This is a genomic window from Rhodococcus sp. IEGM1428 (assembly GCF_050321865.1).
Lineage (GTDB): Bacteria > Actinomycetota > Actinomycetes > Mycobacteriales > Mycobacteriaceae > Rhodococcoides.
This window is the reverse complement of the sequence record NZ_JBNQFW010000005.1, coordinates 421,774-448,018: the sequence shown is the minus strand read 5'-3', so window position 1 is coordinate 448,018 and position 26,245 is coordinate 421,774. Positions and strand designations below refer to the sequence as shown.

The 26,245-nt window shown below is 64.7% G+C and carries 22 protein-coding genes; 15 read left to right on the top strand and 7 right to left on the bottom strand.

Annotation, left to right across the window (positions count from 1 at the left end; all coding sequences use genetic code 11):
- Positions 1 to 6 precede the first annotated feature (6 nt).
- Together ACQR3T_RS23340 and ACQR3T_RS23335 are read right to left on the bottom strand one after the other, a co-directional pair.
- Positions 7 to 642, bottom strand: coding sequence for a PadR family transcriptional regulator (locus ACQR3T_RS23340; RefSeq protein WP_428694950.1), 636 nt, complete (start codon positions 640 to 642; stop codon positions 7 to 9).
- Between the two features lie 273 nt (positions 643 to 915).
- A complete protein-coding gene (locus ACQR3T_RS23335; RefSeq protein WP_008714360.1) occupies positions 916 to 1,119 on the bottom strand; it encodes a cold-shock protein in 204 nt (67 codons plus the stop codon).
- A 173-nt stretch (positions 1,120 to 1,292) separates the two neighbouring features.
- On the opposite strand from ACQR3T_RS23335, the gene ACQR3T_RS23330 reads away from it, so the two are divergent.
- Both ACQR3T_RS23330 and ACQR3T_RS23325 read left to right on the top strand, forming a co-directional pair.
- Positions 1,293 to 2,036, top strand: a complete 744-nt coding sequence (locus tag ACQR3T_RS23330) for a GNAT family N-acetyltransferase (protein ID WP_428694949.1) — start codon at positions 1,293 to 1,295, stop codon at positions 2,034 to 2,036.
- A gap of 83 nt (positions 2,037 to 2,119) precedes the next feature.
- A complete protein-coding gene (locus ACQR3T_RS23325) occupies positions 2,120 to 3,136 on the top strand; it encodes a glutathione S-transferase family protein (RefSeq protein ID WP_428694948.1) in 1,017 nt (338 codons plus the stop codon).
- A gap of 19 nt (positions 3,137 to 3,155) precedes the next feature.
- Here ACQR3T_RS23325 and ACQR3T_RS23320 read toward each other — a convergent pair whose 3' ends face one another.
- Positions 3,156 to 3,536, bottom strand: a complete 381-nt coding sequence (locus ACQR3T_RS23320) for a VOC family protein (RefSeq protein ID WP_032380634.1) — start codon at positions 3,534 to 3,536, stop codon at positions 3,156 to 3,158.
- The gene (locus ACQR3T_RS23315) at positions 3,533 to 4,387 is read right to left on the bottom strand and encodes a helix-turn-helix domain-containing protein (protein WP_428694947.1); all 855 of its coding nucleotides are present in this window, start codon (positions 4,385 to 4,387) and stop codon (positions 3,533 to 3,535) included. The genes ACQR3T_RS23320 and ACQR3T_RS23315 overlap by 4 nt, the downstream gene beginning before the upstream one ends.
- Positions 4,388 to 4,484: 97 nt before the next feature.
- On the opposite strand from ACQR3T_RS23315, the gene ACQR3T_RS23310 reads away from it, so the two are divergent.
- The 6 genes from ACQR3T_RS23310 (at position 4,485) to ACQR3T_RS23285 (ending at position 15,987) form a co-directional block, all read left to right on the top strand.
- Positions 4,485 to 5,204, top strand: a complete 720-nt coding sequence (locus ACQR3T_RS23310) for a hypothetical protein (RefSeq protein WP_428694946.1) — start codon at positions 4,485 to 4,487, stop codon at positions 5,202 to 5,204.
- 43 nt (positions 5,205 to 5,247) lie between these two features.
- On the top strand, positions 5,248 to 6,087 hold the full coding sequence (locus tag ACQR3T_RS23305; RefSeq protein ID WP_032380637.1) for an LLM class F420-dependent oxidoreductase: 840 nt from the start codon (positions 5,248 to 5,250) through the stop codon (positions 6,085 to 6,087).
- 110 nt (positions 6,088 to 6,197) lie between these two features.
- The gene (locus ACQR3T_RS23300) at positions 6,198 to 7,328 is read left to right on the top strand and encodes an ABC transporter ATP-binding protein (protein WP_428694979.1); all 1,131 of its coding nucleotides are present in this window, start codon (positions 6,198 to 6,200) and stop codon (positions 7,326 to 7,328) included.
- A complete protein-coding gene (locus ACQR3T_RS23295; protein ID WP_032380638.1) occupies positions 7,325 to 8,095 on the top strand; it encodes an ABC transporter permease in 771 nt (256 codons plus the stop codon). The genes ACQR3T_RS23300 and ACQR3T_RS23295 overlap by 4 nt, the downstream gene beginning before the upstream one ends.
- A 231-nt stretch (positions 8,096 to 8,326) precedes the next feature.
- Positions 8,327 to 12,055 carry an ABC transporter ATP-binding protein gene (locus ACQR3T_RS23290; RefSeq protein WP_428694978.1) on the top strand — a complete coding sequence of 1,243 codons (3,729 nt, stop codon included), beginning with the start codon at positions 8,327 to 8,329 and terminating at the stop codon, positions 12,053 to 12,055.
- Between the two features lie 110 nt (positions 12,056 to 12,165).
- Positions 12,166 to 15,987, top strand: a complete 3,822-nt coding sequence (locus ACQR3T_RS23285; protein ID WP_428694945.1) for a multifunctional oxoglutarate decarboxylase/oxoglutarate dehydrogenase thiamine pyrophosphate-binding subunit/dihydrolipoyllysine-residue succinyltransferase subunit — start codon at positions 12,166 to 12,168, stop codon at positions 15,985 to 15,987.
- A gap of 274 nt (positions 15,988 to 16,261) precedes the next feature.
- On the opposite strand, the gene ACQR3T_RS23280 is transcribed toward ACQR3T_RS23285, so the two are convergent.
- A complete protein-coding gene (locus tag ACQR3T_RS23280; protein WP_428694944.1) occupies positions 16,262 to 16,912 on the bottom strand; it encodes a TetR/AcrR family transcriptional regulator in 651 nt (216 codons plus the stop codon).
- A gap of 69 nt (positions 16,913 to 16,981) precedes the next feature.
- On the opposite strand from ACQR3T_RS23280, the gene ACQR3T_RS23275 reads away from it, so the two are divergent.
- From ACQR3T_RS23275 to ACQR3T_RS23265, 3 genes are read left to right on the top strand one after another with little or no spacing between them, the layout of a single operon-like run.
- Positions 16,982 to 18,550, top strand: a complete 1,569-nt coding sequence (locus ACQR3T_RS23275) for a flavin-containing monooxygenase (RefSeq protein ID WP_032375903.1) — start codon at positions 16,982 to 16,984, stop codon at positions 18,548 to 18,550.
- The gene (locus ACQR3T_RS23270; RefSeq protein ID WP_428694943.1) at positions 18,547 to 19,380 is read left to right on the top strand and encodes an SDR family NAD(P)-dependent oxidoreductase; all 834 of its coding nucleotides are present in this window, start codon (positions 18,547 to 18,549) and stop codon (positions 19,378 to 19,380) included. Before ACQR3T_RS23275 ends, ACQR3T_RS23270 begins: the two co-directional genes overlap by 4 nt.
- Positions 19,381 to 19,392: 12 nt before the next feature.
- The gene (locus ACQR3T_RS23265; RefSeq protein WP_032375905.1) at positions 19,393 to 20,346 is read left to right on the top strand and encodes an alpha/beta hydrolase; all 954 of its coding nucleotides are present in this window, start codon (positions 19,393 to 19,395) and stop codon (positions 20,344 to 20,346) included.
- Here the strand turns inward: ACQR3T_RS23265 and ACQR3T_RS23260 are convergent.
- Entirely contained in the window at positions 20,302 to 21,189 is an 888-nt protein-coding gene (locus ACQR3T_RS23260; RefSeq protein WP_428694942.1) for a glycine betaine ABC transporter substrate-binding protein, read from the bottom strand. The two genes, ACQR3T_RS23265 and ACQR3T_RS23260, sit on opposite strands and share 45 nt — an antisense overlap.
- A 206-nt stretch (positions 21,190 to 21,395) precedes the next feature.
- On the opposite strand from ACQR3T_RS23260, the gene ACQR3T_RS23255 reads away from it, so the two are divergent.
- Genes ACQR3T_RS23255 through ACQR3T_RS23240 form a run of 4 tightly spaced genes read left to right on the top strand, consistent with a single transcriptional unit; the run spans position 21,396 to position 24,872 of the window.
- The gene (locus tag ACQR3T_RS23255; RefSeq protein ID WP_052069833.1) at positions 21,396 to 22,370 is read left to right on the top strand and encodes an ABC transporter substrate-binding protein; all 975 of its coding nucleotides are present in this window, start codon (positions 21,396 to 21,398) and stop codon (positions 22,368 to 22,370) included.
- Positions 22,370 to 23,521 carry an ABC transporter ATP-binding protein gene (locus tag ACQR3T_RS23250; protein ID WP_032375907.1) on the top strand — a complete coding sequence of 384 codons (1,152 nt, stop codon included), beginning with the start codon at positions 22,370 to 22,372 and terminating at the stop codon, positions 23,519 to 23,521. Before ACQR3T_RS23255 ends, ACQR3T_RS23250 begins: the two co-directional genes overlap by 1 nt.
- Entirely contained in the window at positions 23,518 to 24,183 is a 666-nt protein-coding gene (locus ACQR3T_RS23245) for an ABC transporter permease (RefSeq protein ID WP_032403036.1), read from the top strand. The genes ACQR3T_RS23250 and ACQR3T_RS23245 overlap by 4 nt, the downstream gene beginning before the upstream one ends.
- Positions 24,180 to 24,872, top strand: coding sequence for an ABC transporter permease (locus ACQR3T_RS23240; RefSeq protein WP_269607232.1), 693 nt, complete (start codon positions 24,180 to 24,182; stop codon positions 24,870 to 24,872). Before ACQR3T_RS23245 ends, ACQR3T_RS23240 begins: the two co-directional genes overlap by 4 nt.
- A 100-nt stretch (positions 24,873 to 24,972) precedes the next feature.
- Here the strand turns inward: ACQR3T_RS23240 and ACQR3T_RS23235 are convergent, their stop codons facing one another.
- On the bottom strand, positions 24,973 to 26,178 hold the full coding sequence (locus tag ACQR3T_RS23235) for an NAD(P)-dependent malic enzyme (RefSeq protein WP_428694941.1): 1,206 nt from the start codon (positions 26,176 to 26,178) through the stop codon (positions 24,973 to 24,975).
- Positions 26,179 to 26,245: the final 67 nt, after the last annotated feature.

Below are 26,245 nucleotides of genomic sequence, written 5' to 3'. Positions count from 1 at the left end.
GTTCTCCTAGTGCCCCGAGGCGTGGGGGTCGTGTGGTCGGTGCCGATCGGTCAGGGTGGCGTGTTGTGCGGAAATGGCATGCGGCCACTCGAGCTCGCCGCTGTCGAGGCGATCGATGTAGCTCGTCAACCACTTCACTTCAGCGGCCAGCATGTGGTAGGTGTAATCGATTCCGGCCCAGTAGATTTCGGACGACTTGCGCTCTCGCGCCAGGAGCTGGAATCCGGACAGTTCCTCGATCTCTCGAGCCAGGTCTTCGATACGCGCACGGAGCAAAGCGATCGCCTCGGACGCCGGTAGGTTGTGCATCTCGGACAGGCCGAGGGTGAACTGTGGATATTCGCGCACCGGGGAACGAAGGATCTCGGCGAGCCGATCGACGAGGACCCGCCTACCGGCGGGGGTGATCTCGTAGGTCGTGCGCTCGGGACGATTTCCCCCGCGGTCGGTTCCGACCTCGGCGATCAACTCCTGCCCATGGAGTCGAGCAACTGCGTGATACAGCGATCCGGGACGGACCTTGACGATTCGGTCCTCTTTGCGCTCGAGGAGGAGCTGATACATCTCGTAGGGATGCATCGCACCCTCCGAGAGCAGGGCGAGGACCGAGACCCCCAGCGGATTCACTGCATCCCCTCGCATCGAACCCCCCATCTCGATATCCCAATCGAATTATTCCAGTTGGAATATACGGTGATGGTTCGATGAAGCGCAACCCGGACAATGCTCTGACCTGGGCATCAATCGGACATACAGCGCGCAAGGGACACCGACCGAAGTCGATGTCCCGTTCGAACAGACGAAGGCCGGATACTCGGAATTACTTCCGTGTATCCGGCCTTGTCACCGAGTTTCTGGTGGAGATTACTTCGAGAAGGTCACTCCGCCAGGAGAAATCGGGTTACGAAGCTTGAATCAGATGGCGCGGACGCCGGTAGCCTGGGGGCCCTTCTGACCCTGGCCCACCTCGAACTCCACGCGCTGGCCCTCGTCGAGCGACTTGAAGCCGCTACCCTGAATCTCCGAGTAATGAACGAAAACGTCCGGTCCGCCACCATCCTGCTCGATGAAGCCGAAGCCCTTTTCGCCGTTGAACCACTTCACACTGCCCTGCGTCATTCTGTAAACCTTCTGTAAGCGAGCTAGATCTTCACGTCGAAGCTCTAATCTCAAATGCGAGTCTGCCATCTATCGGCGCTGAGCGAAACACCGGGGGCAAAAAAGTTCGAAAGATTGCTTTTGGACGGTGAAACCAGAACGTCGCCCACGGGCTCGATGGCTAGTCTCGACTCGTGGATTTCCCCCTTTTCGACGCCGGCCGGTTCGACTCCCACAAACTCGACATCGTTCGCCTGGCCTGGTGTCGGCAACTCGGCCTGGACGACACGGCTCTCGACACCGACGCCGACCGCGTCGAACATCTCGTTTCGACGGACAACATCACCGTGTTGTTACTGGCCGGGACCACCGTGATCGCAGGGCCGTCCTGGGCAGTGGATGCCTCCCGCTCGATCACCGGCCGCCCCGGTGCGGACCGAACCTGGATGTCCTCGCTACTGGGCGACCGCTCGGCGCACTACGAGATCGGCACCCACTCGCTGGCGTACGGCTCGGACATCGGCCATTCCATCGATGTGCACGATCCGCTGATATCCCACGATGCTGTGCACGTCCGCAACCTGGCGGCGAAGTGCGACGATGCCGACGTTGCCGAGGCCTTCGGAGAATCGGTCTCGCGGAATTGGTTCACGCTGCTCGGCGACGACAGGCCCGCAGACTCGGCGCACTCGCTCGCCTCCGCGGGCTATTCGGAAGAGCAGCTGATTCTGGCCGACATGCGCGTCCTGACCGACCCGGATCATCGCCGACGGGGTCACGCTCAGGTGGTCGGCCGACTCGCTACCAACGACGCCATCGACGAGGGCTTGATCCCGCAGTGGCGCTCGCGACCCGAGAACTCCATTGCCCGACGCCTCGCCGCGCGGCTGGGATACACCGAAATCGGCGTGTGCCACACAGCTGCGGTTCGACCCTGACCCGGTTGAGGAGTCTCCGAACTGGGTAGCGTCGAGACAACCGCCAGTGCGCCAGAACATGAATAGGTGAGGAGTTCGAGAGTATGGCCGACGATGCCGCATACGTGGAACCGGGCAAGGAATTCAAGCGCGACACCAACTACATACCGACACGGATCACCGCCGATGGCAGGGACGGTTATCCGGTGGAGCCGGGACGGTATCGCCTGATCGCTGCGCGCGCCTGCCCGTGGGCTCATCGGTCCATCATCGTACGTCGCCTCCTGGGACTCGAAGATGTTCTCTCCCTGGGCATTCCGGGCCCGACCCACGACCCGCGCAGCTGGAACTTCCAAGAGGAGCCCGGCGGGATCGATTCGGTTCTGAAAATCGAGAGGCTGCAGGACGCCTACTTCGCCCGGTTCCCCGACTACGAACGCGGCATCACCGTCCCCGCCATCGTCGACGTCCCCACAGGTGAGGTCGTGACCAACGACTACCCACAGATCACGCTGGATCTGTCCACCGAATGGACGAAGTACCACCGAGACGGCGCCCCCGATCTGTACCCCGACGCATTGCGCGGAGAGATCGACGACGTCGCCGATCTGGTCTTCAAGGACGTCAACAACGGCGTCTACCGCTGCGGATTCGCAGGTTCACAGGAGGCATACGACAAGGCCTACGACAGACTCTTCAACCGCCTCGACTGGCTCGGCGAACGCCTGTCCACGCAGCGCTACCTCGTCGGAGACCACATCACCGAAGCCGACGTACGCCTGTTCACCACCCTGGTGCGCTTCGACCCCGTCTACCACGGCCACTTCAAATGCAACCGCAGCAAGCTCAGCGAGATGCCGGTGCTGTGGAACTACGCCCGAGACCTGTTCCAGACCCCCGGTTTCGGCGACACCGTGGACTTCGACCACATCAAGCGGCACTACTACGAGGTACACCGCGACATAAATCCATCCGGCATCGTGCCGAAGGGCCCGGATCTGCAGGGCTGGCTCGAACCACACGGACGCGAAGCGCTCGGCGGATCACCCTTCGGCGACGGCACCGCTCCGCCACCGCCGAAGCCGGACGAACTGGTCCCGCCCGAGCACTGGGTGAAGTAACCGCCACGCGGGGTGAGGCCTACGCCCCGGCGTAGGTGCCGAAGCTCCAGTAGACCCCTTCGGCGTCGCGACAGGTGAATCCGCGGCTGCCGTAATCCTCTTCGCGCAGCCCCTGCGTGACATTGCCGCCCGCCGCGACGATGCGATCGTGGATGCCGTCCGGGTCGTCGGTGACGATGTAGATCGAACCGACGCCCGGCGGCATCTCGCCGATGGCACCCGCGTCGCGCACACTGCCCAGCATCACCCCACCGCCCTCGGGCCAGCGCAGTTCCGCATGATCGACGCGGTCGCCCTCGCCGTACACCGCGCGCTCCTCGAATCCCAACACGTCGACGATGAATCGGATGGCGTCGCGTGCGTTGTCGTATTTCAGAGTGGGCCAGATATGTGTCGTCATGAACCGATACCCTCCTCGTCACCGGCCGCGGAGTCTTGGAAAAATGAGAACATCTCGCGCTCGCGCCACGTCGTCGGCGACATACCCGCCATCACACGCCATTCGCGGTTCATGTGCGGCTGGTCGTAGAAGCCGCATTCGGATGCCACCGCAGCGAGGTCGGAACAGGCCGGATCACGCAACCGTCGATGCGAACGATAGAAGCGAGCGATACGCACCGCTTCCTTCGGACCGACACCGAACTCCGAACTGAACTTCGACACCAAATGCCTTCTGCTCCAACCGATATCGAGCGCAACGTCCGCGACCTTCGGAACCGAACCCGAGGTGAGTGCGTGCCACGCCCCGATCAACCGGGAATCGACTTCGCACTCTCGAAGGCGACGCAACAAGATCTCGTCCACCACATCGAAACGAGCCGCCCACTCCGGAGCCGCACAAACTCGCGCACGGAGTTCGACCGCGTCTGCGCCCAGCACTTCGTCGAGGTCGACCAGCCACTCCCCCAGCTCTGCTGCGGGGACTCCCAGCAAGGCTCTCGAGCCGAGCGGCGTCAACGACAACTGGATTCCCGACTGATTGCCGTTGTGCACGATCGTCACCGGCGAGGTGGTGATTCCGCTCGCCAGCGTCTCGAATACGCCCGCACCCTGACGCGGAGCCCGGGCGATCTCCAGACTCGGCTCCATCGCCACGATGACCGTCAAATAAGGGCCCGGCATTCCCACGTGCTCAGCCGGTGCCAACCCACGCGTCCGATACCCCTCGTACGGCCGCACGAACGGGCGCAACGCCGCACACGGCGCGCGGCGCGCGCCGTCGGACACCACCTCGCTCGGAGGAATCTGCACTTCGCGAGTCTAAATTGCCCCGTACGTGTGCAACGGAGAATTCGCGGGTAACTCCCCCGACTAGCGTCAACGACGTTCGCAACCGGAAGAGGTATCGATGGCAGGCAACAAGGACGACGCTCAGGTCGAGATCTCGAGCGGAGGCAAGCTCGAACGGGCCCTGGTCAACATCCTGGACAACGCCAGCCGCCTACAGGGACCCGCCGTCGACAAATACGTCGCGCACGTGCGTCGAGCACATCCGTACGACACCCCAGCACAGATCATCGAACGACTGGAGAAGCGATTTCTGCTCGCGGTCACCGGCAGTGGTTCCGCCGTGGGCGGTGCTGCAGCTGTTCCCGGAATAGGAACTGTCGCCTCGCTCGCCGCCGTGGGTGCCGAAACCGCCTTCTTCATCGAGTCCTCGGCACTACTGACGTTGTCGGTCGCATCGGTGCACGGCATCCCCGTCGAGAACCACCAGCAGCGGCGCGCGTTGGTGCTGTCGGTTGCGCTGGGCGAATCGGGCATTCAGATAGTGCAGCGCACGGTCGGCAAGACCGCCAAGAATTGGGGTCCGCTGATCACGTCCCGCATCCCCGGCGGCTCGATGGCCAGCATGAACAAATCCCTCGTGAAGAAGTTCATCACCAAGTATCTTGCCAAGCGCAGCGCGCTGTTGGTCGGCAAGATGCTGCCCGCCGGAATCGGTGCGGCGATCGGCGGCGCAGGCAACCGCGTGGTGGGCAAGGGAGTCATCAAGAACGCGCGTGACGCCTTCGGTCCGCCACCCGCGCGGTTCCCGGAAAACCGGATCATCGAACCGGACGAGTGAGAACGTACGGAATCTTCGCGAGCGTGCGGCGTTGTAACCCCACATGACTTCCACACCTGAACTCGGCAAGTACGGCGTCTGGCGACTTCACTCGGCGTTCACTCCCGAACTGTCTCGTGCCATCGAGTCATTCGGCTACGGAACTATCTGGCTCGGCGGTTCACCGCCCGCCGATCTGACCACTACCGAGGAGATCCTCGACGCCACCGAGACGGTCGTCGTGGCCACCGGCATCGTCAACATCTGGTCGGATTCGGCCGCCGACGTCGCGCAGTCGTATCACCGGTTGGAGCAGAAGCATCCGGGACGATTCCTCCTCGGAATCGGTGCCGGCCACCCGGAGGCAACGCAGCAATACACCAAGCCGTACGACGCTCTGGTGGCGTACCTCGACGCTCTCGACGAGGCCGGAGTTCCGGTGGAACGACGGGTGCTCGCCGCGCTCGGCCCCAAGGTTCTTGCGCTCGCCGCCGATCGCACGGCCGGTGCGCATCCGTACCTGACCACCCCCGAGCACACCCGTGAGGCGCGAGAAGCATTGGGGCCGAACAAGATTCTGGCACCCGAACACAAAGTGGTTCTGGAATCCGACCCACAGAAGGCCCGAGAGATCGGCCGACCGCCGGTGAACAACCCCTATCTTCACCTTCGCAACTACACCAACAATCTGAACCGGCTCGGCTACTCGGACGACGAGATCGGTGACGGTGGCAGCGACCGACTGATCGACGCTCTGGTGGCGCACGGCACGGCCGACGCGATCGCCGGGCGGTTGAACGAACACCTCGCCGCAGGCGCGTCCCACGTGACACTGCATTCTCTTCCCGACGACGCCGATCCGCTCGAGACCTACCGCGACATCGCCGCCGCGCTGCTTCGCTGACACAGGGGCCGCACCCGCGACGAAGTCGGTCTCACCCCGTAGCCTCGTGTACCGGTTGCCGCGTGCAACCGGTACACGTGCAGTTCGACGGCCAGGGGGATTCCGCAGCGATGACCAGCTACTCGGGAGCAGCGCTGGAAGCGCAGGCACTGACCAAGCAATTCGGCACCGTTCGGGCGGTGTCGGACCTGAGTTTCGTCGTTCCGCGCGGCACCGTCACCGGATTCCTCGGCCCCAACGGCTCGGGTAAGACGACCACACTGCGCATGCTGCTCGGGCTCGTGGCACCCACCTCGGGGATCGGTCTCGTGAACGGCGCACCATTCGGTGCAGCAACACACCCGGCCCACACAGTGGGAGCCGTTCTCGACTCGCTGAGTATGCACCCCAAACGGAGCGCCGCTCATCACCTGAAGATCTACACCGCGGCAATCGGCGTGCCCGACAGCCGCGCCCTCGACGTATTGCACCTGGTCGGCCTCGGCGATGCCGCCCACCGCCCCGCAGGCGGCTTCTCCCTCGGCATGCGGCAGCGTCTGACGTTGGCGACAGCCCTGCTCGGAGACCCCGAAATCCTCGTGCTCGACGAACCGGCCAACGGTCTCGACCCCGAGGGGATCGCCTGGCTCCGCGATTTCCTGAAGGCATTCGCGGCCTCGGGGCGGACGGTCCTGATCTCGAGTCACATTCTTCGTGAAATCGAGCAGACCGTCGACAATCTGGTGATCGTCAGCGCCGGCTCGTTGATGTACCAGGGTTCGATCGCACAGTTGCGGTCAACCCGTCCGAGCCGCGTACTCGTGGCGGCATCGGACCCGGCGACACTGGCGATCGCACTGGCATCGAACGGCCTCAACGACACCCAGCTCCTGCCCGACGGCCGCATCGGCGTCGCAGGCACCGACGCGGCCACGATCGCACGCATCGCCGCAAACGCCGATGTCACGGTGTTCGGCACCACCGCAGAGCACGTCGATCTCGAGCAGGTGTTCCTGTCGATGACGGCGGGGCAGTACACCGCGGCACCGGTCGGTCAGAATCCGTACGGGCCGCCGCCGGGACAACAGCAGGGTTATGCACCACCGCAGAACTACGGTCCGCCTCCCGGTTACGGCCCGCCTCCGGATTACGGCCCAACTCCGGGTTACGGCCCAACTCCGGGTTACGGCCCAACTCCGGGTTACGGCCCACCTCCGCCCGAATACGGTCCGCCGCAGAACTGGAACGGGGGCCGGCGATGAATGCGCTGCTGACGTCGGAGATCCGCAAGGTCACGACGCTGAAGTTCTGGTGGGCACTGGCGATCGCGCCGATCGTCGTCGGAATCTTCGCGTCCGTCATCACCTCGGTGATCGCGAACCAGTTGGGTCCGTACGAGGAGGACCTCGATATCTCGGGTGGTGTCGCCTCGATCGGACTGTACGTCGCCGCCGGAGCCGCAATCCTCTTCGCCGGGATCTTCGGTGCCGTCAATGCCGGTACCGAGTTTCGCCACAAGACCATCACCACCAGCTTCTTGACGGCCCGCGGCCGCGACGGGGTGATCGCCGCCAAACTCATCGTCACCGCTCTGTTCGGACTCGGGTACGGCCTGGTCGTACTGCTGGCCAGCCTGATCTGTCTGCTGATCTTCAACGACCGGACTGTCATGCTCGACGGCCCGTTCATCGGTGTGGTCGCGTCGTGCCTGCTGGCCGTCGTGCTGTGGTCGATCATCGGTGCGGGGCTGGGCCTGCTGCTCAAATCCCCGACGTGGGCGGCCATCGTGCTCGTCGCCTGGCTGCCGTTCGGCGAGGGTCTGCTCTCGCTGATCCTCTTCGGGGTGGGGTTGGGACCTGTTGCCACCGTGCTCCCGTCGAACCTGACCCTGCCGACGATGGCGGCCACACAATTGGACGGCGCCGGCGATCTGGCGTCGTGGCCGTGGGCCCCGCTCGGGCTTGCATTGTGGGCCGCGATCCTCACCGGCGGCGGCTGGTTTCTGGCCCGTACTCGCGACATCGACTGAGGTCGGAACCGGTAGCCACGATCGCCGACGAATGCTGTCGGTGATCGGGTCTACTTTGGTCTATCGATGGCACACAGTAATTCGGTGACGAACCGCGGCGCGGCAGTTGATCGCGACGCGGCGAACAACGGCACCCTCGTCGAGTCCGTTCCGCCACGTGATGATGTCCCGGCCGACAGCGCAGCGTCGAGCGCCCCACGTGGTTGGGTCCGCCGCCTGGCAGCGCAATGCATGCTGCACCGGCGCACGGCGCTGGGCGCACTGGGTGTGACGATGATCGCCGCCGTCATCGACATCTCGTTTCCGCTCCTCACCAGAGTGGCGATCGACGACGCGACAGCAGGCAAAGGCGACGTGATTCTCACGGTCGCCGTTGCTATCGCACTGTTGGGTCTGGTGCGATTCGCCTGCCAGTTCGGCAGGCGCATGCTCGCCGGCAGGCTCTCGATCGACGTTCAGCACGATCTACGTCTGGATCTGCTTGCATCGTTGCAGCGGCTCGACGGTCGCAAACAGGACGAGATCCGTACCGGTCAGGTCGTGTCGAGATCGATCACCGACCTGCAACTCGTCCAGGGTCTACTGGCCATGGTGCCGCTCTCGGCCGGAGCGATTCTGCAGTTCGTCCTCGCCCTGGTGGTGATGGCGTATCTCTCGCCGTTGCTCACCGTCGTCGCAATCCTCATCGTTCCCGCGGTGAGCATCGTGGTCTACCGAATGCGGCCGACTCTCTTCGCCGCCACCTGGTCTGCTCAACAGCGTGCCGCCGATCTGGCGCAGCATGTCGAAGAGACCGTCACCGGAGTTCGAGTGGTCAAGGGCTTCGGTCAGGAAGCCCGCGCGGTCGATCGCATCGAACAGCTCGGTCGCACGTTGTTCGCCGAGCGCATGCGGTCGGCGAAGATCAACTCGCGGTTCGCGCCGTCGATGGCCACCATTCCGCAGCTCGGTCTCGTCGGAGTCATCGCCCTCGGCGGATACCTCGCGCTGCAGGGCCACATCACCATCGGCACGTTCCTGGCCTTTGCGACCTACGTCGCCACGCTGTCCGCCGTCACCAGGACCGTCTCGTCCGTGGTGATCATGGCCCAGCTCTCGCGCGCGGCCGTGGAACGCGTCTACGAGGTGGTCGACACCGAGCCGTCCGACCCGGAACCGGCGCGGCCTCTTCCGTTGCCCGACGGACCTCTCGGGGTTCGCATCCGTGAGGTGACGTTCGGATTCGAGCCCGAGCGGGACGTACTCACCGATCTGAGCCTGACCATCTCGCCCGGGGAGACCGTTGCCGTCGTCGGACATGCGGGTTCCGGGAAAACCGCACTCGCCCTCCTGCTGCCCCGCTTCTATCGCCCTGCCGAGGGGCACATCGAGCTGACGTCCAACGGTACTTCGATCGATATCGACGACCTCGACTCCACATCACTGCGCGAGGCGGTGTCACTGGTGTTCGACGAGCCGTTTCTGTTCTCCGACACCATCGCCGCCAACATCGCCCTCGGCAGGCCCGACGCCACTGCCGACGACATCGAGCGCGCGGCGCGCCTGGCGCAGGCCTCCACCTTCATCGACGCCTTGCCCGAGGGATACGACAGCCTGGTCGGCGAACGCGGGCTCACACTTTCCGGAGGACAGCGCCAGCGCATCGCTCTGGCGCGCGCCCTCCTCGTGGAACCGCGAATTCTGATTCTCGACGACGCCACGTCCGCCGTCGACGCAGAGACCGAAGCAGCAATATTCGACGCGTTGCGTGGCATCCGGACGCGCGCGACTCTCGTCCTCGCTCATCGACGCTCGACCCTGACACTGGCCGACCGCGTCGCCGTGCTCGACAACGGTCGGATCATCGACACCGGAACAGTCGACGAACTCGACCGGCGCTGCCCGTTGTTCCGCGCTCTCCTGGCCGGTGGTGACGACGAACCGGGCACCGGGCCGGCCCACGACCCGATCGAGCAGCCCTCTCCCGAGACGCTCTGGCCCGTGACCGCGCCAGAATCGTCGGCCGAGCCCAACAGCGTCGCAGCGCCGGGAGGCGGCGGTGGGCACGGAACTGCGATGGCGGGAGCGTTCGGCTCGCTGGCACCGACACCCGCCATATCCGCGGCCGTCGCGGCCCTGCCTCCGGCAACCGAGGACCCGGGCGCATCGGGCTCCGATCTCCGTCGACCCGACCCGGGATTCCGATTGTCGAGACTGCTCGGCCCGGTCCGGATGTTGCTCGCCGCCGTGGTCGTTCTGCTCGCACTCGACTCGTTGGCCTCCATCGCCTTTCCCTCACTCGTTCGCTACGCGGTGGACAGTGGAGTGGCGCGCGGAGACTCGAACACGCTGTGGATCGCCACGTCGATCGGCGTCGTACTGGCAGCGGCGAGTTGGTTCGTCGTCTGTTGGACGACGGTCATCACTGCGCGGGCAGGCGAGCGAGTGCTGTTCGGCCTCCGAGTTCGCAGCTACGCGCACATTCAGCGACTCGGCCTCGACTACTACGAGCGTGAGCTCTCGGGCCGCATCATGACTCGGATGACCACCGACGTCGATGCACTGTCGTCGTTCATCCAGACCGGGGCATCGACCGCTGTGGTGAGCGTGTTGACCGTCGTCGGTATCGCGGCCGCCCTGCTCGTCACGGACCTCACTCTCGGCCTGGTGGCGTTGGCGGTCGTGCCGCCCCTCGCCGTGGCCACCGTGATCTTCCGCCGGATCTCGTCGGCGGCGTACTCGGCGTCCCGCGAGCGCATCTCGATCGTCAACGCCGACTTCCAAGAGAACGTCACGGGCCTGCGCGCCGCACAGGCGTACCGGCGTGAGGAGTACGCCGCATCCCGGTTCGCCGAACGCTCCGACCGTTACCGATCCAGCCGAATGCGCTCGCAGACCGCGATCTCCGTGTTCTTTCCGCTCATCACGTTGCTCTCCGACATCGCCCTCGCCGTCGTCGTGTTCGTCGGCGCACATCAGATCGCCACCGGCACCACCACCGCGGGCACCCTCGTGGCGTTCGTCCTGTATCTCGGACTGCTCTTCGGACCGATCCAGCAGCTCTCGCAGGTGTTCGACGGTTACCAGCAGGCACGGGTCGGCGTCGGACGCATCGGCGATCTGTTGCGCACCACGAGTTCGATCGAGACCGCCACGACCGCGAACACCACCGCGCTTCCTGGCGGACGCCTCCGTGCCGACATCGACCTCGTCGACGTCGGGTTTCGCTATGCCGGAGCTCACTCCGACGCACTGAGTGAGGTATCTCTCACCATCCCGGCCGGCACCACTGTCGCATTGGTCGGGCGCACCGGAGCGGGCAAATCCACCGTGGTGAAACTGCTGGCCCGGTTCTACGATCCGACCTCCGGATCGGTGCGCGTCGGCGGACACGATCTGCGCGACTATCGACTGTCCGACTATCGGCAACGACTGGGCGTCGTACCGCAGGAAGCGCACCTGTTCACCGGAACCGTCGCGTCGAACATCGCCTACGGCAGACCCGATGCCAGCCGCGCCGACATCGAGAACGCGGCTCGCTCGGTGGGCGCTCTGACCACCATCGCTGCACTTCGCGGCGGTATGAACCAACCCGTCGGAGAGCGCGGCCAGGGGCTCTCCGCAGGCCAACGGCAACTGATCGCGCTGACGCGAGCCGAACTGGTCGACCCCGATCTGCTCCTCCTCGACGAGGCAACCGCCACGCTCGATCCGGCCACCGAACGCACCGTCCTCGCGGCGAGCAATGCCGTCGTTCGTACCCGCACAGCAGTGGTGGTCGCGCACCGATTGGCGACCGCCGCACGGGCAGATCTGATCGTCGTCGTGGACGGCGGACGTATCGTGGAGACCGGACGACATTCGGACCTTCGCGCCCAGGGCGGTTTCTACGCTCGGTTGTGGACTGCGGCCGAAACGAACCGGGGGAATAATTCGATAGTCCAGGGAGTCATCGACAACGAGGCCGATGGTTACCGGTGAGTACATATCACAGCTACGTCCCGGGCGCACGTGAGCTGGACCAAAGGTCTAGCCTGGACTTGTACGCGCGCTGAACGGGAACGAAGACAGAAACGAGGCGAACTACTGCCGTGAGCAGCAGCTCTACTACCCAATTCGGACAAAATCAATGGCTGGTCGACGAGATGTACCAGCGATTCAAGCAAGACCCTTCCTCCGTCGACGCGAGCTGGCACGAGTTCCTCACCGGTTACGACCCCGAGGCCGTGACCGACGAGGCCGCCGGCAGCTCGAACGGTGCGTCCGGTAACGGCAACGGCGCAGCCTCGAACGGTAGTTCGGCCAAGTCCGCTCCCCCCGCAGCACCCGCGCCTCCCGCCAAGCCTGCCGCCTCGGCTCCGCAGAAGGACAGCGCTCCCAAGGCCGACGCTCCGAAGGCCGCAGCGCCCAAGGCTGCCCCGAAAGCCGCCGCTCCCAAGGCCGAGCCCGCAAAGCCTGCGGCCGCTGCAAAGCCTGCCGAGAAGAAGGCCGCTCCGGCGAAGCCAGCCCCGGCAGCAGCCGAATTCGGCGAAGAGTCGAGCAAGATCCTGCGCGGCGCAGCAGCAGCGGTAGCGAAGAACATGTCGGCCTCGTTGCAGATTCCCACTGCAACCAGTGTGCGTGCGATTCCGGCGAAGTTGATGGTGGACAACCGTCTGGTCATCAACAACCACCTCGCGCGTACCCGCGGCGGCAAGATCTCGTTCACGCACCTGCTCGGCTACGCCATCGTGCAGGCCGTCAAGGCGTTCCCGAACATGAACCGCCACTTCGCCGAGGTCGACGGCAAGCCGAACGCCGTCACTCCGGCCGCGATCAACCTCGGTCTGGCGATCGACTTGCCCGGCAAGGACGGCAACCGCTCGCTCGTGGTCGCTGCCATCAAGAACACGCAGGACTTCACGTTCACGCAGTTCTACAACGCGTACGAGGACATCGTCCGGCGCGCCCGCGACGGCAAGCTCACCGGTGAGGACTTCCAGGGCGTCACCATTTCGCTGACCAACCCCGGCGGAATCGGAACCGTGCACTCGGTGCCGCGTCTGATGAACGGCCAGGGTGCCATCATCGGTGCCGGAGCAATGGAGTACCCGGCAGAGTTCCAGGGTGCCAGCGACGAGCGTCTCGCCGAGTTCGGCGTCGGCAAGCTCATGACGCTGACGTCCACGTACGACCACCGCATCATTCAGGGTGCGGAGTCGGGTGACTTCCTCAAGACGATCCACAACCTGCTGATCAGCGACGAGTTCTACGACGAGCTGTTCCATTCGCTCAAGATCCCGTACGAGCCCATCCGCTGGCGCAAGGATCTGCCCGAGGGCACGGTCGACAAGAACACCCGCGTGCTCGAGCTCATCGCGGCGTACCGCAACCGCGGTCACCTGATGGCAGACACCGACCCGTTGCAGTTCACCAAGGACAAGTTCCGGATGCATCCGGACCTCGACGTGATCAGCCACGACCTGACGCTGTGGGACCTCGACCGCGAGTTCAAGGTCGGCGGATTTCACGGCCGGGACAAGATGAAGCTGCGCGACGTGCTCAGCGTGCTGCGCGACTCGTACTGCCGTCACGTCGGCGTCGAGTACACCCACATCCTCGAGACCGAGCAGGTCTCGTGGCTGCAGGAGCGCGTCGAGGCAAAGCACGTCAAACCGACTGTGGCGCAACAGAAATACATTCTGAGCAAGCTCAACGCGGCCGAGGCCTTCGAGACGTTCCTGCAGACCAAGTACGTCGGGCAGAAGCGCTTCTCGCTCGAAGGCGCGGAAGCGGTCATTCCGATGATGGACTCCGTCATCGACCAGAGCGCGGAATATGCCCTCGACGAGGTCGTCATCGGCATGCCGCACCGCGGCCGGCTGAACGTGCTCGCCAACATCGTCGGCAAGCCCTACTCGAAGATCTTCACCGAGTTCGAGGGCAACATGAACCCGGCCGCCGCACACGGCTCCGGCGACGTGAAGTACCACCTCGGTGCCGAGGGCACGTACATCCAGATGTTCGGGGACAACGACATCAAGGTCTCGCTCACCGCGAACCCGTCGCACCTCGAGGCCGTCGACCCTGTTCTCGAAGGCCTCGTCCGTGCCAAGCAGGACCTGCTGGACAAGGGCACCGGCCAGGGCGGCTACTCCGTCCTGCCGCTGATGCTGCACGGAGATGCTGCCTTCGCCGGCCAGGGCGTCGTCGCCGAAACACTGAACCTGTCCGATCTGCGGGGCTACCGCACCGGCGGAACAGTGCACATCGTCGTCAACAACCAGGTCGGCTTCACCACGTCGCCGGAGTTCTCGCGTTCGTCCGAGTACTGCACCGATGTGGCCAAGATGATCGCTGCGCCGATCTTCCACGTCAACGGCGACGACCCCGAGGCCTGTGCCTGGGTCGCTCAGTTGGCGGTGGACTTCCGTCAGAAGTTCCACAAGGACGTCGTCATCGACATGATCTGCTATCGCCGTCGCGGTCACAACGAGGGCGACGACCCCTCGATGACCCAGCCGGCGATGTACGACGTGATCGACACCAAGCGCAGCGTCCGCAAGAGCTACACCGAATCGCTCATCGGCCGTGGAGACATCTCGCTCAAGGAAGCGGAGGATGCTCTTCGCGACTACCAGGGTCAGCTCGAACGCGTCTTCAACGAGGTACGCGAACTCGAGAAGTACACCCCGGAGCCCAGCGAGTCGGTCGAACTCGACCAGCAGTTGCCGGCCAAGCTCACCACGGCCGTCGACAAGGCCGTGCTGCACCGCATCGGCGATGCCCACCTCGACGTCCCGGACGGGTTCAACGTGCACCCGCGCGTCAAGCCGGTGCTCGAAAAGCGTCGCGAGATGGCGCACGAGGGTAAGGTCGACTGGGCCTTCGGCGAGCTGTTGGCACTCGGATCGCTGGTGGACGAGGGACGCAATATTCGCTTCTCCGGCCAGGACACCCGCCGCGGCACGTTCACCCAGCGGCACTCGGTGATCATCGACCGCAAGACCGGTGCCGAGTACACGCCGCTGCAGAACATCGGCAGCGACAACCCCGGCAAGTTCATGGTGTACGACTCCGCGTTGAGCGAATTCGCGGCCGTCGGCTTCGAGTACGGCTACTCCGTGGGCAACCCGGACGCACTGGTGATGTGGGAAGCGCAGTTCGGCGACTTCGTCAACGGCGCTCAGTCCATCATCGACGAGTTCATCTCCTCCGGTGAAGCCAAGTGGGGTCAGCTCTCCGACGTCGTGCTGCTGCTGCCGCACGGCCACGAGGGTCAGGGTCCCGACCACACGTCCGGACGCATCGAACGCTTCCTGACGCTGTGCGCCGAGGGCTCGATGACCGTCGCGCTCCCCTCGACCCCCGCGAACTACTTCCACCTGCTGCGCAGGCACGCGCGTGACGGCATTCGTCGCCCGCTGATCGTCTTCACCCCGAAGTCGATGCTGCGCAACAAGGCAGCAGTGAGCAACATCGAGGACTTCACCGACGGCAAGTTCCACTCGGTGTTCGACGAGCCCACCTACGACACCGGCACCGGCGACCGCAGCGCGGTCAAGCGAGTGCTGATGGTCAGCGGCAAGCTCTACTACGAGCTCCTCGCTCGTAAGCAGAAGGACAACCGCGAAGACGTCGCGATCGTCCGCGTCGAGCAGCTCTACCCCGTGCCGGTCCGTCGGATCCGGGAAGCGCTCGAAAGCTACCCGAACGCAACGGAATTCCGTTGGGTTCAGGAAGAGCCTGCGAACCAGGGTGCATGGCCGTTCTTCGGTCTCGCACTGCCCGAGCTCATGCCCGAGAAGCTGGTCGGCATCAAGCGCATCTCCCGTCGCGCAATGTCCGCACCGTCGTCGGGCTCGAGCAAGGTGCACGCCGTCGAGCAACTCGAAATCATCGACGAGGCCTTCAAGGCAGTCGGCGAAGACTAGATCTGCGACAACTACAGCGGCCCACTTCTTCGGAAGTGGGCCGCTGTTGTCGTTGCTGGGCTCCCCGGGGTTGGGATCAATGTGGGATTCAGTCGCTCAGATTGCAACAAAGGCGCATTCATCCGACTGGGGCAACGACCGCCTACTGGATGAATGCGAGATTCAGTCGGTCAGACTGCAACAAAGGCGCATTGATCCCAACCGGGGAGGGCGTCGGTCAGGCGGGAGCGGGCGGTGGGGGCTGGCGGGGGCGTGCAGCGGGGGAGGGCGTCGGTCAGGCGTCCGCGTCGGCGTCGGTGCCCAGGAGTGCGGAGATCATGCTCGGTGCCAGGGCGACGGCAGGCAGGGCGTTGACATTGAGGTCGATGAGTTCGTCACGGCTGATGTGGGGATCCCGGAGCCAGGTGATGGTCGCTTCCTCCACGAAGGCGATCCAACCGCGGACGGCGAGGTCGATGGTGGGGGTCACGTCCATGTCGAGGCCGGCGAGTTGGACGAGAGTGCGCTCGGCCATGGTGGTGCGGGTCTGCTCGAACACCTCGCGCATCAGGGGGTCTCCGCTCGCGGTGCCGCGAAGCAGGGAGATGAAAGTGTCGCGCTTCTCGGTGACGTAGTCGACGTAGTTGGCGATGGAGTCGCGGAGAATCTCGAAGGGTTCGAGGTCTGGATCGGGGGCGGTGCGTTCGATCATCGACCGGGATGCCTCGCGGACTATTTCGAGGTGAAACTCCTGCTTGGACGAAAAATAGTGGAACAGTAGGCCTCGCGAGACACCTGCTTGGTCTGCGATGTCCTCGACGGAGATCTGCTCCAGAGGTCGGTCGGCGAGCATTTCGGTACCGAGCTCGATCAGTTGAGCTCGGCGTTGCTCGGGACTGAGTCTGGTCCTCTTCGTCGTCGCGCCGGGGCTGTTCACGTACGCCATGCAATCACCCTACTGAATATTAGTCAATAACTATTGACTCACACTCAATAAGCTTCTACGCTCCCCTACATGAGTCTTCCCGTAACAGATACTTCGGACCGTGCAACGTCGCCGCGTCACGTCGATACGCTGATCATCGGCAGCGGATTCGCCGGCCTCGGTGCGGCGATCAAGCTGACGAAGGCAGGCAAGAAGGACTTCGTCGTCATCGAAAGAGGCCATGACGTCGGGGGCACCTGGCGCGACAACACCTACCCCGGTGCCGCCTGCGACGTGCCGTCGCACCTGTACTCGTACTCGTTCGCCCTGAATCCCGACTGGACCCGGTCGTTCTCCACGCAGCCCGAGATCCAGAAGTACATCGCCGGGGTGGCGCGCAAGTACGGCGTCATGGACAAGCACGTGTTCGGCACGGATGTGACCTCGGCTCGATGGAACGCCGAGACCAACCGCTGGGACGTCGAGACGACCTCCGGCAACTACACCGCGAAGATCGTCGTCTCGGCCGTCGGCGCACTGTGTGAGCCGAACCTGCCCGACATCAAGGGCATTCACGACTTCGAGGGCGACGTCTTCCACTCCGCCCAGTGGAACCACGACGTCTCCCTTGCCGGCAAGCGCGTCGCCGTCATCGGCACCGGCGCGTCGGCGATCCAGATCGTGCCCGCCATCGCAGGCCAGGTGCAGCACCTCGACGTGTATCAGCGCACCGCGCCGTGGATCCTCCCGCGCGCCGATCGCCCGTACACCAAGCTCGAGCGCTTCGCCTTCAAGCACGTTCCCGGATTCCAGCGTCTCTCTCGCGCCGGCATCTACGCGATGCGTGAGACCCAGGTCGTCGGATTGGCCAAGGCTCCGGCCTTCATGAAGCCCCTGCAGTGGGCGTCGGAGAACCACCTGCGCACCCAGATCAAGGACAAGGCGTTGCGCGCCAAGGTGACGCCGAACTTCCGCATCGGCTGCAAGCGCATGCTGATCTCGAACGCGTACTACCCGGCTCTCGCCCAGAGCAACGTCGACCTCGTCACCGACGGCATCGCGGAGGTCCGCAAAGGATCCATCGTGACCAAGGACGGCACCGAGCGGCCGATCGACGCACTCGTCGTCGCCACCGGCTTCCACGTCACCGACTCCCCCGCGTACCAGGGCATCACCGGTAAGGACGGTCGCACGCTGGCCGAAACCTTCGACGACGGTGGCCAGCAAGGTTACAAGGGCGCAGCGGTGGCGAACTTCCCCAATATGTTCTTCCTGGTGGGGCCGAACACCGGCCTCGGGCACACCTCGATGGTCTTCATGATCGAGTCGCAGATCAACTACTTGGTCGACGCGCTGAACACCATCGACAAGCACGACATCGGCACCATCGAAGTGCGCAAGGACGTGCAGGACGAGTACAACGTGACCCTGCAGGACCAGCTGTCCAAGAGTGTGTGGATGAACGGTGGGTGCGCCAGCTGGTACCTGGACAAGCACGGCAACAACACGACCCTGTGGCCCGGCTTCACGTTCGAGTTCCGCCGAATCACCAAGCAGTTCGATCTGGATGCGTACCGTAGCGTCGCCAGCGCAGACCTCACCTCCGGAACCTCGGCGAACACCGCCGGCAACAACACAGACAAGGTGGCCGCTCGATGAGCACATTCACAGGCAAGGTAGCCGTCGTCACCGGCGCGGGCTCGGGAATCGGCCGCGCACTGGCTCTCGAGCTGGCCGGGCGCGGAGCGAAACTGGCACTGTCCGACGTCGACACCAACGGGCTCGACGAGACCGTCCGACGGGTCGAGGCACTCGGTGCCGAGGTCAAATCGGATTTCTTGGACGTTTCCCAGCGCGAGACAGTACTGGACTACGCCGAGGCCGTCGTCGCGCATTTCGGCAAGGTCAACCAGATCTACAACAATGCCGGTATCGCGTACCACGGTGACGTCGACAAGTCCTCGTTCAAGGACATCGAACGCATCGTCGACGTCGATTTCTGGGGAGTCGTCAACGGCACCAAGGCATTCCTTCCGCACATCCAGGCCTCCGGCGACGGCCACATCATCAATATCTCCAGTCTCTTCGGCCTGCTGGCCATGCCGTCTCAGTCTGCGTACAACGCCGCGAAGTTCGCCGTCCGCGGGTTCAGCGAGTCGCTGCGGATGGAAATGCTGATCTCGAAAGCTCCGGTGAAGGTGACCGTGGTGCACCCCGGCGGCATCAAGACCGCCATCGCCCGCAACGCGACCGTCGCCGAGAACTTCGACCAGGCCGACGTCGCCAAGTTCTTCGACAGCAAGCTCGCCAAGACCACCCCGATCGATGCAGCCAAGACCATTCTCAAAGGCGTCGAGAAGGGCAAGGGTCGCGTGCTCATCGGTTCCGATGCCGTCGCTCTGGACCTGCTGCAGCGCATCACCGGCTCGCGGTACCAGGGCCTGATCGCTGCGGTGTCCAAGCGTGCGCTGCCGCGCACGAAGAAGTAGGCGGGTCGCGTCGTGAAAGCCTTCTACGTTCCCCTGCCCATCGTGGCAGCAACGCTCAAGCCCTTCTACCGCCTCGCACTGAATCCACGCCTGTCTTTCCGGGCGCAGCGTGCCCTCCTCGAGGCTGCGGCTCCGGCGCAGACGCTGCCGCACGGAACGGTCTCGCAGAAGATGACACTCGCGGGCCGCAAAGCCGAGCGTGTCACCGTCGGTGCGACCGAGCGCGACACCGCAATTCTGTATCTGCACGGCGGCGCGTACACGATCGGATCGATCAACACGCACCGCTCGCTGGCCGCGCACCTGGCCCGGGAATCGGCCAGTGCCGTCTACGTGCTCGACTACCGGTTGGCCCCGGAGAACCCGTACCCGGCCGCACTCGACGACGCCGTCGCGGCATTCCGCGATTTGGTTCGAGTCCACGGCTTCACCCCGGATCGCATTGCCATCGCGGGCGATTCGGCCGGCGGCGGTCTCACGGTGGCCACCGCCCGACGTCTGGTGGACGACGGAACGAGCCCGGCTGCCCTCGGACTGATCTCGCCGTGGGTCGATCCCGGTGCGCGCGACGCCCCGAAGGATCGCGATCTGGTGGTGAACACCGGCTGGTCGTACAGTTCGGCCGATGCGTATCTGAGCGCGGGCGATCCGCTCGATCAGGGCTTCGCCCCACTGCTCGGAAACCTGGACGGCCTGCCACCGATCGTCATGCACGTCGGCACAGACGAGGTCCTGTACGCGCAGATCACTGCGTTCGCGGACAAGCTGCGCCTCTCCGGCGCAGAGCTCGAACACGTGGAGTACAAGAAGCTCTGGCACGTAGCTCATCTGCAGGCGTCGATCCTGCGTGAGGCCGCTCAGGCCGTCCAGCACATGGGCGCGTATCTGGGCCGCAAGGTCAGGGCCTCGTCGAACGACGCCTCACAGGTTGCGCTCACCGAGCCAGCGGCCAGCGACATCGCCTGACGCAACACCACCACGGACCTCGCCGATCATGTCGGCGAGGTCCGCTGTCGTCAGCTCCCCCGCCACCACCGAGAAGGACCGCAGAGCACTCTCGCTCAGCACCCCGTTGCGGTAGAGCGGAACGACGTTCTGCGCCGGATAGACGTGGTCGTCGTCGGGCAGTGTTGTGAGATCTTTTGCCAGCGGGCCGAACGACGCGGTGCGAATTGCGAGAGCATCCACAGCACCCGAATTCAGGTCGTCGATGGCGAACTCTGCGTCCGGGTACACCATGAACTCCGAGAATCCGGCCCCGGTGAAGCTCGGGCTGCCCACACCCTCTGTCCTCACGTCCATCGGATGTACCTCTCCCTCGACCGTCCCCACTGTCACATCTTCCCGCCGCAGAAACTCCGTCACCGTCTCCCCGTCGTCCGACGGCGAGTCGGGAGCTACCGCAATCGCCAATCGATCCTCGGCCGTCGCGTAGTCCCCCACCGACAACCCGGCGGGCAGTGAGCGGTTCAGCTCGGTGAACACGTCCTCGGCCTCGGTTGCGCCGGCGAGCGTGTCGAAGGTGCGCAACAGGTCGCCGGTCAGGTCGGGAACCATGGACACCTCGCCGCGATCGAGGGCCGCGAGGTAGTCGGCCCGATCACCGAGGCCGTCCTTCACTTCGACGTCCACCCCCGTCGAGCGCAACCCACCGGCGTAGATCTGCGCGAGCAACTGGGAGATGTCCGAGCTGCCGGATCCGACGACGACGGGCCCGTCAGCAGGGTGGGCCGACTCGGCGGTACTGCAGCCGCCGAGGAGTCCGGCGATCGACACCACCACAGCCGTGGCCAGAACCGACGAACGCACTGTATTTTCTCCTGTTCACTGCCCGTGTGGTTTACCGATCCCGACCGCGGGGCACTAGTGCGAACGAGACGGTAGTCGAACCAACCTTATGGGCACGCTGATTTCGACTACCATCCCGAGCAGCCCGAGTCCTGGTTCTTCCGATGCCCCCAGGGGCCGATCGGCGGAAATGGGTAGGACTGTGCCCGAACCGATGGAAGGACACCATGACCACCTCCCGCATCACGCGTGCGTTCTCCGCTCCGAGGGCAGTGGCAGCTGTTGCCGCACTCGCTCTCTCGGTCACCGCCCTGACCGCCTGCGGCGGAAATTCGGATCCACTGTCCAGCGGTGGAGGCGAGACCAACACCGACACGAACTCCATCATCATCGGCTCCGCCAACTTCCCCGAGTCCGAGACCGTGGCGAACATCTACGCCGAGGCGCTGCGTGCCAACGGTTTCGACGTGAGCACCAAGCTCAACATCGGCAGCCGTGAGGCCTACATCCCCGCAGTGCGTGACGGGTCGATCGACATGATTCCCGACTACACCGGCAACCTGCTGCAGTACTTGGACGAGTCCGCAACGGCCACGTCCTCCGACGACGTGCTGGCAGCCCTGCCCGCCGCACTGGGCGACGACCTCACCGTGACGGCCCAAGCCCCCGGCGAGGACAAGGATGCGGTCGTCGTCACTCGTCAGACCGCCACCGAGCGCAACCTCACGACCGTCGGCGACCTCGCGCCGTTCTCCTCGGACGTGACCTTCGCCGGTACCCCGGAGTTCCAGGAACGAGTCGGCGGTCTGCCGGGTCTCCGCGACAAGTACGGCCTCGACATCTCGGCCGGCAACTACATCCCGATCTCGGACGGCGGCGGACCTGCCACGGTCGAGGCTCTGGTCTCCGGGCAGGTCGTCGCCGCGGATATCTTCACGACCTCGCCTGCGATCGCGCAGAACGATCTGGTGGTGCTCGAGGACCCGGAGAACAATTTCGCCGCCCAGAACATCATCCCGGTGCTGCGTACGGCGAAGCAGTCCGACAAGCTCACCCAGGTTCTCGACGCCGTGTCGGCACAGATCACCACCGAAGAGCTGATCGCGCTGAACACTTCGGTGTCCGGTGACGAGAAGGTCGAGCCCGCGGCAGCAGCAGCGGCCTGGGTCAAGGAGAAGGGTCTGGACCAGCCGGTCAGCTGATGATCACCTTCGAGCAGGTCAACAAGACTTATCCGGACGGCACCACGGCGGTCGACTCCTTGGACCTGGTGATCGAGCCACACTCGTTCACCGTGTTCGTGGGGCCGTCCGGCTGCGGCAAAACCACCTCGATGCGGATGATCAACCGCATGATCACACCCACCTCTGGGTTGATCAGCGTGGACGGTCGCAACATCGCGGATACCGATGCCGTGAAATTGCGTCGAGGCATCGGCTACGTCATCCAGAGTGCAGGGTTGCTTCCGCATCGCACCGTCGTCGACAACGTCGCTACTGTGCCCGTGCTCAACGGCGAATCTCGTCGCGCAGCACGCAAAGCCGCACTCGACGTTCTCGAGCGTGTCGGCCTGGATCCGGCGTTCGCCTCGCGCTACCCGGCGCAGCTGTCCGGTGGGCAGCAACAGCGGGTGGGCGTGGCACGAGCGCTGGCCGCGGACCCGCCCATCCTGTTGATGGACGAGCCCTTCAGCGCGGTGGACCCGGTGGTTCGTGAGGAGCTGCAGACCGAGATGCTGCGCCTGCAGGCCGATCTCAAGAAGACGATCGTCTTCGTCACCCACGACATCGACGAGGCCGTCCGGCTCGGTGATCACATCGCGGTCTTCGGGCCACAGGGCCGACTGCAGCAGTACGACAAGCCCGAGACCGTACTCGCGGCACCCGCTACTCCGTTCGTGGCCGGTTTTGTCGGTCGCGACCGCGGTTACCGAGGGCTGCAGTTCCGCTCGGCGCAATCGGTGACGATGCACCCGATCCAGACGGCCATGCAGGACGAGGTGAGCGGCCTTCGGCTCGACCAGGGTCAGTGGGTTCTGGTGGTCGATTCGCAGCGACGTCCGCTCGGATGGATCGATGCAACCGGCGTGGAGAAAGTGCGCGACGGTCGGAGTATCGACGACAGCACAGCTGCAGGCGGGTCGTTGTTCCTCGAGGGCGGCGATCTGCGGCAGGCACTCGACTCGGCGATCTCGTCGCCGTCGGGCATCGGGGTTGCGGTCGATTCCTCCGGGGCGGCCGTCGGCAGTGTCGACGGCGCGGAGATACTCGAAAACCTTGCTGTACAACGCAAGTCCGAGGACGCGGAGCGCAACCGGCACCACTTCCGCACGGCCGGGGACGCAGACCAGTGACTTGGCTGTTCGACAATTTCGATGTCGTACTCGGCTACACCAAGACACACCTGTATCTCTCGCTCGTTCCACTGTTCGTCGGATTGTTGATCGCCATCCCGCTGGGCACCGTCATTCGCAACACCCGCTGGGTTCGTCGAATCACGTTGACGGTGGCCAGTATTGCGTTCACCCTTCCGTCGCTGGCCCTGTTCGTCACCATCCCGGCCGTGGTCGGTCTGCCCGTTCTCGATCCGCTGAACGTCGTGATCGCTCTGGCCGTCTACTCGACGGCGCTGTTGGTGCGCGCTGTTCCCGAGGCACTCGACTCGGTACCGTTCGCCGTCGTCGATTCCGCCGAGGCAATGGGCTACTCGACACTGCGCCGAGCAGTGACCGTCGAACTGCCACTGGCACTTCCGGTACTCATCGCCAACATCAGGGTCGTAGCGGTCACGAACATCTCATTGGTCTCGGTGGGCTCGGTGATAGGTATCGGCGGCCTCGGTCAGCTCTTCACGCAGGGCTACCAACGTGACTATCCCGACCAGATATTCGCGGGCATCATTTCGATCGTGTTCCTGGCGTTGGTGTTCGACGCGGCCCTGTTCCTGCTGGGCCGTCGGCTCACCCCGTGGACACGCCTCGGCACGGGCTCGTCGAAGAAGAAGGCACGCGCATGAATCTGTTCTCGGAGGCGTTCTCGTACATCCTCGACGGCGGAAACTGGTCGGGGCCAACGGGAATCGGCGCTCGGCTGATCGAGCACATGTGGTACAGCTTGCTGGCGGTGCTGCTCTCTGCAGTGATCGCAATACCCATCGGCCTGTTGATCGGTCATCTACGACGCGGTGAAGCGGTGATCGTCGGCCTCGTCAACGCACTTCGTTCACTGCCCACCCTCGGCATCCTGGTGTTCCTCGTTCTGGTGATCGGGTTGGGTCTGGTGCCGCCCATCATCGCGCTGGTGCTGCTCGGTATTCCGCCGCTGCTGGCCGGAACGTACTCCGGTATCGCCAACGTCGACGCGAACGTGGTGGACGCGGCCCGTGCGATGGGCATGACGGAAACCCAAGTCCTGCTTCGGGTCGAGATTCCGAATGCGCTCCCCCTGATCCTCGGCGGACTCCGCAACACCACTCTCCAGATCATCGCCACTGCGACGATCGCGGCCTACGTCAACCTCGGTGGGCTCGGCCGCTACATCTTCGACGGTCTGGCGCTGTACGACTACCAACGGGTTCTGGTCGGCGCGATTCTGGTGGCCGTGCTGACCCTCGTCGTCGACGGTCTGCTCGCCCTTGCAGTGTGGACCTCCGTTCCTGGAACCGGCCGGCTGCGCCGGATGCCCACCGGACTGGCGAAGGTCTGACTCGACCCGAAGGCCGCTCGACGACGGCGTCTTCGAACGAAAGACACCGGCGAACCACTGGCCCTGGTAGGGCTGGTTCGCCGGTGTTTCTTCCGTTTTCCTACGCGACGCCCTCGGCTCGCGCTGCTGCCGCAACTGCGTCCGCAACGGCCGGGGCGACACGAGGATCGAGTGGGCTGGGCACGATCTTGTCCGCAGCCAACTCGTCGCCGAGAACCGAGAGGATTGCCTCGGCAGCGGCGAGCTTCATGCCTTCGGTGATGCGGCGAGCGCCCGCGTCGAGCGCACCCTTGAACACACCGGGGAAGGCGAGAACATTGTTGATCTGGTTCGGGAAGTCGCTGCGTCCGGTCGCGACGATGGCGGCGTACTTTCTCGCCACCTCCGGGTGAATCTCCGGATCGGGGTTCGACAGCGCGAACACGATGGACTCCGGGGCCATCGAGGCGATGTAGCGCTCGTCGACCTTGCCTGCGGACAGACCGAGGAACACGTCCGCGCCGGCCAGGGCCTCGGCCGCCCCGCCGGACAGTGCACGCAGGTTGGTGCGCGCAGCGAGATCGGTCTTGACGCTGGTGAGGTCGTGGCGATCGGAGGAGACGATGCCCTTGGAGTCGAGCACCACCACGTCAGGGATGCCGGCCAGCAGGAGCATGTTGGCGCAGGCGACGCCCGCTGCACCGGCTCCGGAGACGACGACCTTCAGTTCGGACGTGCTGCGGCCCTGAACCTTCGCGGCCCCGTTGAGCGCAGCGAGGACGACGATGGCGGTGCCGTGTTGATCGTCGTGCATCACCGGGCATTCGAGCGCCTCGATGACCCGGCGCTCGATCTCGAAACAGCGTGGGGCCGAGATGTCTTCGAGGTTCACGGCACCGAAGCTGTGCCGCATCCGCACGATGGTCTCGACGATCTCGTCGACGTCGTTGGTGTCGAGGACGATCGGGATGGAATCGAGACCGGCGAACTTCTTGAACAGTGCGGCCTTGCCCTCCATCACCGGCAAGGACGCCCGTGGGCCGATGTCGCCCAAGCCGAGCACCGCGGAACCGTCGGAGATGACGGCGACGAGGCGATCGGTCCAGGTGTAGCGCTTGGCGAGCGCCGGGTCGGCCGCGATGGCGCGGCTGACCTGGGCCACCCCGGGGGTGTAGGCGATGGACAGATCGCGCTGGGTCTCGAGCGGCGCCGCCAACTCGACCGACAGCTTTCCGCCGAGATGTCCGGCGAAGATCTCCTCGTCGGTGATCGCGGCCGGCACTGCCGGTGCCGAGTTCGGTGCTGTGGTGTCTTCGACTGCCGTCACGGTGAAAGCTCCTCGCACTGTCGACCTCGACCAGCAAGGCGACGCATGTCAACGAAGTGAGTGGTTC